The sequence below is a fragment of the Microbacterium sp. BE35 genome, assembly GCF_031457705.1.
Taxonomy (GTDB): domain Bacteria; phylum Actinomycetota; class Actinomycetes; order Actinomycetales; family Microbacteriaceae; genus Microbacterium; species Microbacterium trichothecenolyticum.
In genome coordinates this window covers 153684-167930 of the sequence record NZ_JAVDXD010000006.1, presented here as the reverse complement: position 1 = coordinate 167930, position 14247 = coordinate 153684, and the positions used below count along the sequence as shown (strand labels likewise).

Below are 14247 nucleotides of genomic sequence, written 5' to 3'. Positions count from 1 at the left end.
CGGTGGTCGGGTTCAGCCGGCCGGGATCAGCCCTCGACCGCGGCCTGGACGTCGGCGACCATCGTGTTCCACGTCGACACGGGGTCGGCGCCGCTGATGATCTGCGACTGCGCGGCGTTCCAGAGATCCCACACCGAGCCCATCTCGGGGATGCTCGGCATCGGGACGCCGTTCTGCGCCGACGCGAGGAAGCCCGCGATGATCGGGTCGGACGAGACCTCGGTGGCCAGCGTCGACCACGCCGGGATGCGGGGGTCGGCCTCGTAGAGGGCGCGCTGCGCCTCCTCGGTGCCGAGGTAGTTCACGAGGAACTCCTGCGCGAGCAGCGCGTTCTTCGACTGCGAGCTCAGGTAGAAGCCCTGCACGCCCACGAACGGGGCAGCCGTCTCGCCGCCTGCCGAGGGGATCGGGTTCACGGCGATGTTCTTCACGTCGGTGTAGGCGCTGATCGCCCACGGACCCTGGATCGTGTAGGGCGCCTTGCCGCTGTTGAACAGCTCGTTGTTGATGTCGTAGTCGACGGTGGTCGAGATGTAGCCGGTGCCCGAGGTGCCGTTGGCGCCGAGCCAGGTCGCGAACGCCTCGCCCGCGGCGCCGCCCATGCCGACCTCGGTGGTGTACGAGCCCGACGCGTCCTGCACGAAGACGGGGGCGGCGAACGACGTCTGGAAGCCGTACATCGTGTAGCCGTCGCCGGTCTCGCCGGCGGTGTTGATGACGAACGGACGCTCGGCGCCGGACGCCAGGCCCTTCTGGATCATGTCGTCCCACGACGTGGGGGCCTCGGCGCCCACGAGGTCCACGTTCTGCACGAGCGCGATCGTCTCGAGCGAGTAGGGGAGCGCGTACAGCTGACCGTCGTAGGTCATGGCCTCGAGGGCGACGGGCTCGAACTCCGACGCCTTGTCGCCGAGGTCGATCGTGTCGACGACACCGGCGGCGACGAGCGCGCCCAGCCAGTCGTGCGCGCCCACGGTGATGTCGGGGCCCTCGCCGGTCGGCACCTGCGCGATGAAGTCGTTGCGGAGGTCCTCGAAGTTCTTCTTGACGATCTTGACGGTGGCGCCGGTCTCCTCCTCGAAGGCCTTCGCCGCATCCTTGACGGCCGTCCGGCGCTCCTCGTCGGTCCAGACGACGAGCTCGGCGCCGCTGTCGGCCGCGTCGTCGGAGTTGTCGGACGAGCCTCCGCCGGCGCAGCCGGCGAGGACGACCGCTGCCGTGAGCGCCAGCGCTCCGAGTGCGATCTGCTTTCGCATGGTTTCCCTTTCGGTGATGTGGTGTTGCAGGGTTCGTGTGGGTCAGGGGGTGTGCGGCGTGCGGACGACCGCGACGCCGCCGGCGGGCACGAGGAGTTCGCCGTCGACGTCCGCGCCGGTGAGGAGCTCGACACCGGATGCCGCGAGGGAGGCGTCGTCGTCGCGGTGGTTGATCGCGATCGCGTAGTCCGCGTCGTCGCCGCGGCGGACGACGACCTCGAGGCCTTCGGGGTGGCCCGAGGGGGCGACGCCGGCGTCGGCGTACACGTCGGACATGACGGTGCCGAGGCTCGCGGCATCCAATCGCGTGCTGATGTACCAGCCGTGCCCGGTGCCGTGCGCGTGACGCGTGATCGCCGCCTTGCCGGCGCCGGGACCGTCGACGTACGTCGCCTTGACCTCGGCACCGTGCAGGACGAGGTCCTCCTGCCAGGCGTCCGCGACGAGCGTCTCCGCGGTCGAGCCGGTCCATCCGACCGTGTGCCGGGCGCCCTCGCGGAGCGGAAGGAACTCCTCGACGACGAGGCCGAGCGCGTCGCGCAGCGGTGCGACGAAGCCGCCCGGGTGCACGGCGTCGTTCTCGTCGACGATGGCCGAGAAGAAGGAGACGACGAGCGTGCCGCCGGCCTCGACGTAGCGGGTGAGGTTCGCGGCGTCCGCGGCGCTCAGCAGGTACTGCGCCGGGGCGACCACGAGCTTGTACGCGGAGAGGTCCTGGCCGGGCAGGGCGAAGTCGACGGTGATGCCGTCGCGCCACAGCCGCTCGTAGAACGCGCGGATCTGGTCGGCGTGCGACACGTCGACCGACGGGCGCCACTCGAGGTCCTGCGCCCAGAACGACTCGAAGTCCCACAGGAGGGCGACGTCCGCCGCGACCCGCGAACCGCGCACCTCTTCGAGGCGTTCCAGCGCGTCGCCGAGCTCGACGACCTCGCGCCAGACGCGGGAGGACGTGCCGGCGTGCGGGATCATCGCCGAGTGGAACTTCTCGGCGCCCGAGCGTGACGCGCGCCACTGGAAGAAGAGGATCGCGTCGGCCCCGCGTGCGAGATGCGTCAGGGAGTTGCGGGCCATCTCACCCGGCCGCTTGGCGACATTGCGCGGCTGCCAGTTGACCGCCGACGTGGAGTGCTCCATGAGGATCCACGGCGTGCCGCCGCCGACCGAGCGGGAGAGATCGGCCGCGATCGCGAGGCCGATCTCGCCCTCGGGGTCGGCCGCCCACAGGTAGTGGTCGTCCGAGACGATGTCGACTTCGCGGGCCCATGCCCAGAGGTCGGTGGTCCAGCTCTGGTTCGCCATGAAGTTCGTGGTGATGGGCTGCGTCGCGTGGGCGCGGATCGCGTCGCGCTCGGCGACGAAGCAGGCGCGCAGCTGCGCGTCGGTGAAGCGGGCGAAATCCAGGCGCTGTGCGGGGTTGACGACGGAGGGTGCCGCCGCCGGGGCGCCGACGTGGTCCCACTCGCCGTAGCGCTGCCCCCAGAACGTGGTGCCCCACGCCGCGTTGAGCGCGTCGAGCGTGGCGTACTTCTCGCGCAGCCAACCGCGGAAGGCTCGCACCGACTGCTCGGAGTAGTCCTCGCCGACCGGCACGCCGTACTCGTTGTGGACGTGCCACATGACGACCGCGGGGTGCGAGCCGTAGCGCTCGGCGAGCGCCGACGCGATCCGCACGATCGCCTCACGGTAGGCGGGTGATGCGTGCGATGCCATGCCGCGTGCGCCGAACCCCATCGTGACGCCGTCGCGCGAGACCACCCGGGCGTCGGGGTGGTTCGCGAAGAACCACGCCGGCGGGGATGCCGTGGGCGTGCCGAGGTCGACCGAGATCCCGTTCTCGTGCAGCAGGTCGAGCAGCTCGTCGAGCCACGTGAATTCGAAGACCCCTTCGCTCGTCTCGATGAGGGCCCAGGCGAAGATCCCGACGCTGACCAGGTTGACGCCGGCCTCGCGCATGAGGGCGACGTCCTCGTGCCACACCTCTCGCGGCCACTGCTCGGGGGTGTAGTCGCCTCCGTAGGCGATGCCCCGGATCTCGGGCCAGCGGTCGGGCGAGGTCATGGACGCTCCATCGGGTCGGTGCAGTTCGTGCTGCAGTTCGCTTCGGGCCACGTGAAGGCTGTGACCGGTCACAGTCTTACCCGGACGGATGCCTCGACGCAGGCTCGGTCTGGGAACCGTTACGTAACTGTGACCGGTCACAGTCGGCATCGTGTCTGCGCGCGATTCGCCCCGTCACGGGGGTAGAGTCGCTCGTCGTGGAGGAGACGACGTCCGTGCGACGCAAACCGACGATCCGCGATGTCGCGGCGGCCGCGGGTGTCTCGCGCGGCACCGTGTCACGGGTGATCAACGGCGGGCACTGGGTGTCGCCCGACGCGCGCGTGGCCGTCGAAGAGGCGATCCGGCGCACCGGGTACACCGCGAACCACGCGGCGCGCAGTCTCGCCACCGGGCGTGCGGGCTCGCTCGCATTCCTCTTGACCGAGCCGCAGCACCTGCTCTTCCAGGACCCGACGTTCGCGCTCCTGCTGCGCGGCGCGGCCGAGGCTCTGGCGCAGCGGTCCATGACGCTCGTGCTGCTGGTCGCCGGCACGCCGGCGGAGCGCGCCAACGTCGCCCACTTCGTGAGCGCGGGGCACGTCGACGGCGTGCTGCTCATCTCGTCGCACGAGTCCGATCCGCTGGTCGACGAGCTGCTCGAGGCGGGCGTGCCCACCGTGTGCTGCGGCATCCCGCTCGGCCATGAAGCCCAGGTGCCGACCGTCTCGGTCGATGAGATCGCCTCGGCCCGCGAGATGACGCGGTACCTCCGCGGACGCGGGCACCGGCGCATCGCGATGATCGCCGGACCCCACGACACGCCGGGTGGCAGATTCCGCCTCGTCGGATTCGAGAAGGAGATGGGGGACGACTTCGACCCCGCCCTCGTCGAGGAGGGCGACTACGGCCAGGAGTCGGGCGCGCTCGCGATGGCGCGACTGCTGGAGCGCACCCGTGACATCGACGCCGTCTTCGCCGCCAGCGACATGATGGCCGCCGGCGCCATCGCCACGCTGCGCAAGGCGGGCCTGCGCGTGCCGGAAGACATCGCCGTGGCGGGATTCGACGACTCCGGTCTCGCCGCGACGCATGAGCCGGCCCTCACGACGATGCGTCAGCCCTGGGAGCGTCTGAGCAGCGAGATGGTGTCGACGCTGCTCGAGGTGATCGGCGGCGCGCGGCCCGCGCCCATCACGCTCCCGACGACGCTGGTCGTCCGCGACAGCGCCTGAGGCGACGCGCGTCGCCGCGACCGCGTGACGTACGGCGCCCGTGAAACGCAGGGCCCGAGTGTTACGTTCGGGCGCATCGGCGGGTCCGGACGGCGGCGTCCGGTCACAGCGGCGGGCGGGGCATCCGCGCTGACTAGACTCGTCGGGTGACTTCCGGCCCCTCGTCCTTCTACATCACGACGCCGATCTACTATCCGAGCGACGTGCCCCACATCGGCCACGGCTACACCACCGTGGCGGTCGACACCCTCGCGCGCTGGCACCGCCAGGCGGGCGACGACACCTGGATGCTGACGGGCACCGACGAGCACGGCCAGAAGATGATGCGCGCCGCGTCGGCGAACAACGTGACGCCCCAGGAGTGGGTCGACAAGCTCGTCACCGAGGCGTGGTTCCCCCTGCTGAAGACGCTGGACGTCGCCAACGACGACTTCATCCGCACGACGCAGCAGCGTCACGAGGAGCGCGTGCAGCAGTTCGTGCAGGCGATCTACGACCGCGGCTACATCTACGCCGGCGAGTACGAGGCGCTGTACTGCGTGGGCTGCGAGGAGTTCAAGCCCGAGTCCGAGATCGTCGACGGCACCGGCGCGTTCGAGGGCCTCAAGGTCTGCGCCATACACTCGAAGCCCCTCGAGCTGCTGCAGGAGAAGAACTACTTCTTCAAGCTCAGCGAGTTCCAGGACAAGCTGCTCGAGCTCTACTCGACTGTCCCGGACTTCGTGCGCCCCGAATCAGCGCGCAACGAGGTCGTGTCGTTCGTGAAGAACGGGCTCAAGGACCTGTCGATCTCGCGCTCGGCCTTCGACTGGGGCATCCCGCTCCCGTGGGACGAGTCGCACGTCATCTACGTGTGGGTCGACGCGCTGCTCAACTACGCCACGGCGATCGGCTACGGCGAGGACCCCGAGGAGTTCGCCCGCCGCTGGCCGGCGTACCACATCGTCGGCAAGGACATCCTGCGCTTCCACGCCGTCATCTGGCCGGCGATGCTGATGGCTGCGGGCCTCGAGGTGCCGCGCGGCGTCTTCGCCCACGGCTGGCTGCTCGTCGGCGGCGAGAAGATGTCGAAGTCGAAGCTCACCGGCATCGCGCCGACCGAGATCACCGACGTCTTCGGCTCGGACGCCTACCGCTTCTACTTCCTGTCGGCGATCGCGTTCGGCCAGGACGGCTCGTTCTCGTGGGAGGATCTCTCCGCCCGTTACCAGGCCGAGCTCGCCAACGGCTTCGGCAACCTCGCGTCGCGCACGACCGCGATGATCGAGCGGTACTTCGAGGGTGTCGTGCCGCCGGCGGGCGCCTACACCGACGCCGACCTGCACATCCAGAAGACGGTGGCGGATGCTGCCGCCCACGCCGACGCCGCGATCGAGCGGTTCCGCATCGATGAGGCGATCCACGCGATCTGGACGATCGTCGACGCGCTCAACCTGTACATCACCGAGAACGAGCCGTGGGCGCTCGCCAAGGACGACGCCGAGCGCGAGCGCCTCGGCACGGTGCTCTACACCGCGGCCGAGGGCCTGCGCGCCCTCGCCGTCCTGCTGTCGCCGGTCATGCCCGTCTCGACGGAGAAGCTCTGGATCGCGCTCGGCGCGGCCGAGTCCATCGGGCGTCTGCAGGACCAGCCCATCCGGGATGCGGGCGCGTGGGGCGTTCTGAAGCCGGGCTCCAGCGTGAACGGCCTCGCACCGCTGTTCCCGCGCGTCGAGCAGTCGGTCTGATGGCGACACCGCCGGTCCCGTATCCCGACGCGGGGTCAGACCCGTCGCAGTACGTGCGCACCCGCGAGAAGGGATCGCGTGACGTCACGTACCCGGCGTCGCCCGAGCCCCTCGCGATTCCGGTGTACGACAACCACGCGCATCTCGAGATCGAGGACGGCGTCGGCCTGTCGCTCGACGAGCAGCTCGAGCGGGCGGGCGAGGTCGGCGTGGTCGGCGTGGTGCAGGCGGGGGGCGACATCGACTCGAGCCGCTGGTCGGCGTGGGCGGCGGCATCCCACCCCCGCGTGCTCGCGGCGGTCGCCATCCACCCGAACGAAGCACCCGCGTACCACGCCGCCGGGCGTCTGAGCGAGGCGATCGCGGTGATCGACGAGCTCGCCGCGCAGCCGCGCGTGCGGGCGATCGGCGAGACCGGGCTCGACTTCTTCCGCACCGACGAGGACGGCCGGCCCGCGCAGTTCGAGAGCTTCGAGGCGCACATCGCGCTCGCGAAGAAGCACCGGATCGCGATGCAGATCCACGATCGCGACGCGCATGACGCCGTGCTGTCCACGCTCGAGCGCGTCGGCGCCCCCGAGCGCACGGTCTTCCACTGCTTCTCGGGCGACGCCGACATGGCGCGCGTCGCGGGCGAACGCGGCTACTGGCTCTCGTTCGCCGGCAACGTCACCTTCAACAATGCGCAGAACCTCCGCGACGCGCTCGCGGTGATCCCGCGCGAGCGGATCCTGGTCGAGACGGATGCCCCGTTCCTCACGCCGACCCCGCATCGCGGCCGCCCGAACGCGCCGTACCTGATCCCGGTGACGGTGCGCTTCATGGCCGCCGAGCTCGGCGTCGACCTCGACGAGCTGTGCGCGCAGATCGCGGCGAACACGCTCGAGGTCTACGGAGCGTTCGAGGACTGACCGGAACCGGGGGACATCGTGGACGACGAGCTGTGGGACCTGACGGATGCGGCGGGCGCACCGATCGGCCGGACCCACCGCCGCGGCGATCCCGCGTTCCCCGAAGGGCTGTTCCACATCGTGGCGTCGGTGTGCGTGGTGCGCGGCGACGGGCTCGTGCTGCTCACCCGGCGTGCCCAGGGCAAGGACTGGGGCCTCACGTGGGAGTTCCCGGCAGGGAGCGCGCTGACGGGGGAGACCAGCGAGCAGGCTGCCGTGCGCGAACTGCACGAGGAGACCGGCGTGCAGGTCCGGGCCGCGGACCTGCGGCTCGTCGGCCGCCTCACCGAGCGGACCGCGTTGTTCGATTTCTACGTCGCGCAGGTGGCCGGCGACCCGGTCCTGGCGCTCGACCCGGACGAGGTGTGCGAGAGCTTCTGGGCCCCGCTCGCGGAGGCGATGCGCCGTGGCACGGCCGGCGAGATGGCGGGGCCGTGGACTCCCCGGCTCGCCCACTTCGGAGACCGTCTGGCTGAGCTCGTGACCGCTCCGCGCGGCTAGGGCGGGCGCTGCTCAGTCGATCAGCGGCATCCCGCCGGCGCCGGGTTCGTCCTCGCCGGCGACCTCCTCTGCGTCATCCGCATCGAGCACCGGCTTCGCGGCCGCGATGTGCGAGATCGAGCGCCATACGAGCAGCAGCGTGATGAGCGAGCCGCCGAAGGCGAACCACCACGGCGCGGTGAGTCCCCACACCTGGGCCAGGATGCCACCGATGAACTGCCCGATCACGAGGCCGCCGAAGACGCCGACCATGTTCACCGAGGCGATGCGGCCCTGCAGCTGCATCGGCACGAGGCGCTGGCGGACGGTCGTCGAGATGGTGCCCCACACGAACGCATACAGGCCGAAGCCGAACATGATGGCGAAGGCCACAGCGGGCGAGGTGGTGAGGGCGAACGAGAGGTGCATGAGCACCTCGAGCGACAGGCAGATCCGCATGAGCGTCGCGAACGACACGTGCTTCTCGAGCCAGCCGAAGCTGAAGATCGCGATGATGCCGCCGAGGGCGGCCGCAGTCGTGAGGGCGCCGTACCCGACCGGTCCCATTCCCAGGTGCTCCGTGGCGTAGAGCACGAGCACACCCCAGGGGGCGGCCCAGGTGACGTTGAACACCAGGATGATGATGACGAGCGTGCGCACCGGTGCGTTGTGGCGCAGCCACTGCAGTCCCTCGCGGATGGCGTGCGCCTTGGTCCCGCGCTCCGAGTCCGGGTGTTCGGGCACCGGCGTGCGCGCGATCCGGGCGATGAGCAGCACCGCGAGCGCCACGCACAGCACCTGCAGCACGAACGGCCAGAACGAGCCCACGGCGAAGAGGAAGGCCCCGAGCGGAGGCCCGGCGAGCTGGTTCGCGACGAGGTAGCCGGCCTGCATGCGGGCATTCCCGATGCCGAGGTCGGCCGGCTTCACGAGCATCGGCAGCAGCGTGCTGCCGGCGGAATCGGCGAAGACCTCGGCGGTGCCGTAGAGGAACGCCACGGCCAGCACCAGCCACACGGTGGCCTGTCCGCTGACGAGGAACGCCACGAGCACAGCCACGATCACCGCGCGCAGCCCGTTCGCCAGCATCACGAGCCGGCGCCGGTCGTGGTGGTCGGCGACGGCGCCCGCGAGGAGGCCGAAGAGGAGCCACGGCAGGAACTGCATCATGGCGCCAGCCGCCACGAGGACCGGCGACGACGTGAGCGACGCGATCAGCAGCGGCGCGGCCGCGAGCGCGATGCCGTCGCCGAGGTTGCTGGTCCACGACGACGCGAGCAGCCACCGGAAGTCCGTTCCGAGGCGCCGCGGTGCGATCAGTTCCCCGAGCGAAGGCATCCCGCCATCCTATGAGGGGCCGCGGACGCCCGAGGTACGCGCGGCGCTCGGCATCCGACCCGCGTCTCGCGCGCGGTCAGGTCGTGCTCGCGGCGCCCTTGTGCGTGAACAACGTCTCGGTCTGCTCGATGTCCATGCCCTTGGTCTCGGGCACGCGCCACGCCACGTACACGAAGGACAGCGCCGCGAACAGTGCGTACATGCCGTACGTGAGCGGCAGCGACCACGACGACATCGCGGGGAACGAGATGGTGATGAGGAAGTTCGCGATCCACTGGGCGCCGGCCGCGACGCCCAGCGCCTTGCCGCGGATGCGACTCGGGAAGATCTCGCCGAGCAGCACCCACACCAGCGGTCCCCACGAGGCGCCGAAGCCGACGACGAAGACGTTCGCGGCGACGAGGGCGATCGGCCCCCACGGCGCGGGGAGCGTGACGGCGCCCTCGGCGTCGGTCGTCGAGAACACGAACGACAGCGCCATGAGGCCCAGCGAGACGGTCATCATCACGGAGCCCGTGAGCAGGATCGGGCGCCTGCCCACGCGGTCGACGAGGAAGATGGCGATGAGTGTGACGAGCACGTTCGTGATCGACGTGACGACGCTGATCGTGAACGAATCGCTCTCGTCGAAGCCCACGGACTGCCACAGGCTCGTCGAGTAGTAGAAGATCACGTTGATGCCCACGAACTGCTGGAACACCGAGAGGATGATGCCGACCCAGACGATCCGCTGAAGCCCGAGCACCGGGCCGCGGATCGAGACGCCGGCGTTCTTGCGGTCGGTCTCGATCGCCTTCTGGAGCTCCCGGATCGACTGGTCGAGATCGGCCGGCGGGATGAGCCGCGAGAAGATCTCGCGGGCTTCGTCGGTGCGGCCCTTGGAGATGAGGTAACGGGGCGACTCGGGAACGGTGAACGACAGGATGCCGTAGACCGCAGAGGGGATCACACCGACCAGGAACATCCACCGCCACGCCTCGAGCCCGAACCACAGCACGCTGTCTGCGCCGCCCGCCGCATTCGCCAGCAGCGCGTCCGAGAGGAGCGCCGCGAAGATGCCGATCGTGATCGCCAGCTGCTGCAGCGACGCCAGACCACCGCGGACCTGACGCGGCGCGATCTCGGCGATGTACGCGGGGGCGACGACGGACGCGATGCCGATGCCCAGACCGCCGATCACGCGCCAGAACGCGAGGTCCCATGCGGAGAACGCCAGACCGGCGCCGATCGAGCTCGCGAAGAACATGATCGCGCCGATGAACATCACCCGGAGTCGCCCCCACCGGTCCGACAGGTTGCCGGCGATGATCGCACCGACCGCGCAGCCGAGCAGCGCGATCGCGACGACGAACCCCGTGATGACGTCGTTGAGCCCGAAATCCTTCGAGATGGAGTCGACGGCGCCGTTGATCACCGACGAGTCGAAGCCGAAGAGGAATCCGCCGACGGCGGCCGCGACCGACAGGCCGATCGCCCGCCGCCCGTAGGGACTGCGGAGTGAGAACGCGTCTGCGGGGATCGATCCGGTCGAGTTCATGCTGGTCACGCTAGCGTTCGGGTCGCCCCGGCGGCAGAGGGCACGCGGTGCACAGGATCGGAGGTCTCGCCCGACACGCCGGTCTGCAGCATCCCGAACCGGTGTGTCGCCCGGAGCCTCCGACGCTGTGCGTCCCCGCACCGGACCGGAAGGCGACGTCACCGTGGGTACAGTGAACGCATGCCCGTGACTCTCCTCGGTGCGGCCGAGATCCGCGCGCTGGCCGCCGAACTCGACGTGACGCCGACCAAGAAACTCGGGCAGAACTTCGTCGTCGACGCCAACACCGTCCGCAAGATCGTGCACGTCGCCGAGGTCCGGCCGGGCGATCGCGTCGTCGAGGTGGGGCCGGGTCTCGGCTCGCTGACCCTCGCCATCCTCGAGGCCGGTGCATCCGTCACCGCCGTCGAGATCGACCACCGGCTGGCCGAGCGGCTGCCTGCCACCGCGGCCGCCCACGGGGTCGCCGACGGTGCGCTCACCGTCGTCGACGCCGACGCGCTGCGCGTCACCGAGCTGCCGGGCGACCCGACCGTGCTCGTGGCGAATCTGCCGTACAACGTCAGCGTGCCGGTGCTGCTGCACTTCCTCGAGCACTTCCCGGCGCTCGACCGCGGCGTCGTGATGGTCCAGGCCGAGGTGGGGGAGCGACTCGCCGCCCCGCCCGGGTCGAAGGTGTACGGGGCGCCGAGCGTCAAGGCGGCCTGGTACGGGCCGTGGCGTCTTGCCGGCACTGTGTCTCGTCAGGTCTTCTGGCCTGTCCCCAACGTCGACAGCGTGCTCGTCGGCTTCCATCGCGCCGTCGAGCCGCGCGGCGACGAGGAGCTGCGCAGGCGCACCTTCGCGATCGTGGATGCCGCGTTCCAGCAGCGGCGCAAGATGCTCCGGCAGGCGACGGCCGGCGTGCTCGGGGGATCGGCGGCTGCGGCATCCGTGATCCTGGAGAGCGCGGGGGTCGCGCCCACCGCCCGCGGCGAGGACCTCTCGATCGACGACTACGTGCGCATCGCGCGAGCCTCGGGAACCATGGCGGAAAGCTGAAATTCAGCAGATCTTCACCGTGCCGTCGGCCGTCGTGCGAAACATGCCGGTAACATTCCAGAGTCCGCCGTCCGGTTCCACGGCACCTCGCCTCACGGCGGACCGGAGTGACCCGACATGCGCACCGCCGAGTATCCGGACCCTGAACGCGTTCTGCTGCACCTGAGCGACACGCACCTGCGCGCGCCCTCGACGCCGCGCCTCTTCGATTCCGTCGACGGCGCGAGGCGGCTCGCGCAGACCATCGGAGCGATCGATGCCAGCGGCATCCGTCCCGACGCGATCATCGTCACCGGCGACCTCGCGGACCTCGGCGAACCGGGCGCGTATGCCGCGCTGCGCGCGCTCGTCGACCCGTTCGCCGAGCGCATCGGCGCACGGGTGCTGTGGGTCATGGGCAACCACGACGAGCGCGGGGCGTTCCGGGCGGGCCTGTACGGCGAGGCATCCGATGCGCGCCCCGTCGATCGGGTGGACGAGCTGGACGGCCTCCGCGTGATCACGCTCGACACGAGCGTGCCCGGGCACCACCACGGCGAGCTGCGCGAGGAGCAGCTCGCCTGGCTCGCCGACGTGCTGGCCACCCCCGCGCCCCTCGGCACGATCCTCGCGATGCACCACCCGCCGGTGCCGAGCGTGCTGCCGCTCGCGGCGAGCGTCGAGCTGCACGACCAGCGCCGGCTCGCGGCCGTGTTGCGCGGCACCGACGTGCGGGCCATCATCGCCGGTCACCTGCACTACTCGACGTTCGCGACGTTCGCCGGCATCCCGGTGTCGGTGGCGTCTTCGACCTGCTATGCGCAGGACCTCACGGTGCCCGTCGGCGGCACGCGTCCTCAAGACGGCGCGCAGGCGTTCAACCTCGTGCACGTGTACGACGACACCGTGGTGCATTCGGTCGTCCCGGTGGAGGCGCCGCGCGCCCTCGAGCACATCGACGCGGACGAGGCACGCCGCCGGCTCCGGGAAGCGGGGGTCGTGCCTCTCAGCGCCGCGCGGAAGGATGCGCCGACCGAGCCGATCGCCGTGCTGCGCTGACCTCGTCCCGCTCCCATGGTGCTCGCACCGGGAACATGCGCTCCAGGGCGCTGCGGATCGCTCGCACGCGGACCTCTTCGGCGACCTCGACCTCGCCGCCGTCGTTGAGGCAGAACATGTCGACGTCGCAGCGTTCCTCGAGTCGCTCCATGCGCCGAAGTCCCGCGGCGACCGTCGTCTGCACGTACCGCACGCGGGGGAGACGAGTGGCGACCGCCCGTCCTGTGAGCAGGGCGTAGTAGTGGTACAGGCTGTTCGTCACCGAGATGTCCGTCGCCGAGCGGAAACGGGATGCCGCGGTCCGGGCGAACTCCTCGGGAAACGCCTGCTCGAGCTCGGCCATGACGCTGCGCCGCAGCGGAGCCGCACAATGCTCGAGGTCGCGGACGATCGTGCGTCCGAACCGCTCCTGCAGCAGCGCGCGGTTCACCCGGAGTCCGTTGTCGTGGCCGCTGCGGTGGAGAGCGGGCTCGCCCGCGCCGATGCGCACCCCGCACTCGACGAACTTGGTGACACCGCCCGGGGTGAAGAACATCTCGGGCTCGACGGCGCGCCCGAAGAACATGTCGTCGTTCGAGTAGAGGAAGTGCTCCGCGATGCCGGGGATGCGGTGCAGCTGCGCCTCGACGGCGTGCGAGTTGTGTGTGGGCAGCACGGACGGGTCGGCGAAGAACTCCTCGCTGCGCACGATCGTGACCTTCGGGTGATCGAGGAGCCAGGCGGGCGCGGGGGAGTCCGTCGCGATGAAGATGCGACGGATCCATGGCGCGTACATGTGGACGCTGCGCAACGCGTAGCGGAGTTCGTCGACGTGGCGGTAGCGAGCCGGTCCGTCGTCCCCCTCGCCCACCACGTATTCGGAGAGCTGGGCCGCGCGCTGACGCCGGAACTCGCTCGACGACCCGTCCACCCACGAGAAGACGATGTCGATGTCTTCCGTCACCTCGAGTGGCTGGGGGTCGAACATCCCGGAGATCGTGCGCCAGGCGCGCCCGTGACGTTCGACGAGCTCGTATGCGACGTCCTCGGTCGCGGTGCGGCGACGCAGCACGGCGTTGTCGCGGGGTGCCTCGATCACGTCGTCCTCGAAGCGCCAGAACTCCAGGTGGACGCCCGACGACGGTCCGTAGCGCAGCGAGCCGGTGCGGCTGAGCCGCGGACGATAGACCCGCACCGCCGTGGGCGCGTCGGGCACGTCCGCGGCATCGCATGCGAGCAGGGGCGCGCGCCCCTTGGCCTTGACGTACAGCGGCTCCCGCGTGCAGACGGCGGCGAGCGCCGCCTGCACAGCCTCGCGGTCGCGGACGTCGACGACCAGCGCGGGCACGGTGTGGTCGTGACGCACCAGGAGGGTCTCGATGCCGGCGTCGGCGAGGGCGTCCGCAACGAGCAGCAGATCGGCCTCGCGGGCTTCGTGCGGGGAGACGTCGTCGTGGACGAGGTGGAGGATGCCGCGGTCGGCGACCACGTCGCCTCGCTCTGTGAGCACGCTCCACGGGTCCGTCGCGCGCGGCAATGCGGACAGCAGGGTCATGCGGTCCTCCTTTCGTGGGTCGGCAGACGCGCTCGAATGCGAGCGTTCCCCCGTGTCGCCACGATAGGGAG

General features: G+C 70.4%; 11 protein-coding genes. 6 read left to right on the top strand and 5 right to left on the bottom strand.

Annotation, left to right across the window (positions count from 1 at the left end):
* Positions 1–26 precede the first annotated feature (26 nt).
* Positions 27–1256: a maltose ABC transporter substrate-binding protein gene (locus tag J2Y46_RS18585; RefSeq protein WP_310244383.1), complete on the bottom strand. Its 1230-nt coding sequence runs from the start codon at positions 1254–1256 to the stop codon at positions 27–29.
* Between the two features lie 42 nt (positions 1257–1298).
* Entirely contained in the window at positions 1299–3317 is a 2019-nt protein-coding gene (locus tag J2Y46_RS18580; RefSeq protein ID WP_310244380.1) for a beta-galactosidase, read from the bottom strand.
* 197 nt (positions 3318–3514) lie between these two features.
* On the opposite strand from J2Y46_RS18580, the gene J2Y46_RS18575 reads away from it, so the two are divergent.
* From J2Y46_RS18575 to J2Y46_RS18560, 4 genes are all read left to right on the top strand, one after another.
* Positions 3515–4531: a LacI family DNA-binding transcriptional regulator gene (locus J2Y46_RS18575; RefSeq protein ID WP_310244376.1), complete on the top strand. Its 1017-nt coding sequence runs from the start codon at positions 3515–3517 to the stop codon at positions 4529–4531.
* A gap of 146 nt (positions 4532–4677) precedes the next feature.
* Positions 4678–6258 (top strand): methionine--tRNA ligase, encoded by a 1581-nt coding sequence (metG, locus tag J2Y46_RS18570; protein ID WP_045299868.1) that lies wholly within the window; start codon positions 4678–4680, stop codon positions 6256–6258.
* Positions 6258–7169, top strand: a complete 912-nt coding sequence (locus tag J2Y46_RS18565; protein ID WP_310244372.1) for a TatD family hydrolase — start codon at positions 6258–6260, stop codon at positions 7167–7169. Before metG ends, J2Y46_RS18565 begins: the two co-directional genes overlap by 1 nt.
* Before the next feature lie 18 nt (positions 7170–7187).
* A complete protein-coding gene (locus J2Y46_RS18560) occupies positions 7188–7709 on the top strand; it encodes an NUDIX hydrolase (RefSeq protein WP_310244369.1) in 522 nt (173 codons plus the stop codon).
* A 12-nt stretch (positions 7710–7721) separates the two neighbouring features.
* Here the strand turns inward: J2Y46_RS18560 and J2Y46_RS18555 are convergent, their stop codons facing one another.
* Positions 7722–9026 (bottom strand): MFS transporter, encoded by a 1305-nt coding sequence (locus tag J2Y46_RS18555; RefSeq protein WP_045299864.1) that lies wholly within the window; start codon positions 9024–9026, stop codon positions 7722–7724.
* A 76-nt stretch (positions 9027–9102) separates the two neighbouring features.
* Complete coding sequence (locus tag J2Y46_RS18550; protein WP_045299862.1) at positions 9103–10563, bottom strand: sugar porter family MFS transporter; 1461 nt, start codon at positions 10561–10563, stop codon at positions 9103–9105.
* Positions 10564–10743: 180 nt separating this feature from the next.
* Here J2Y46_RS18550 and rsmA point away from each other — a divergent pair, with 180 nt between their 5' ends.
* Positions 10744–11604: a 16S rRNA (adenine(1518)-N(6)/adenine(1519)-N(6))-dimethyltransferase RsmA gene (gene rsmA, locus J2Y46_RS18545; RefSeq protein ID WP_310244366.1), complete on the top strand. Its 861-nt coding sequence runs from the start codon at positions 10744–10746 to the stop codon at positions 11602–11604.
* 117 nt (positions 11605–11721) lie between these two features.
* Positions 11722–12642 (top strand): phosphodiesterase, encoded by a 921-nt coding sequence (locus J2Y46_RS18540; RefSeq protein WP_310244363.1) that lies wholly within the window; start codon positions 11722–11724, stop codon positions 12640–12642.
* Here J2Y46_RS18540 and J2Y46_RS18535 read toward each other — a convergent pair.
* Positions 12590–14176 carry a stealth conserved region 3 domain-containing protein gene (locus J2Y46_RS18535; RefSeq protein WP_310244360.1) on the bottom strand — a complete coding sequence of 529 codons (1587 nt, stop codon included), beginning with the start codon at positions 14174–14176 and terminating at the stop codon, positions 12590–12592. The two genes, J2Y46_RS18540 and J2Y46_RS18535, sit on opposite strands and share 53 nt — an antisense overlap.
* Between the last annotated feature and the right edge of the window lie 71 nt (positions 14177–14247).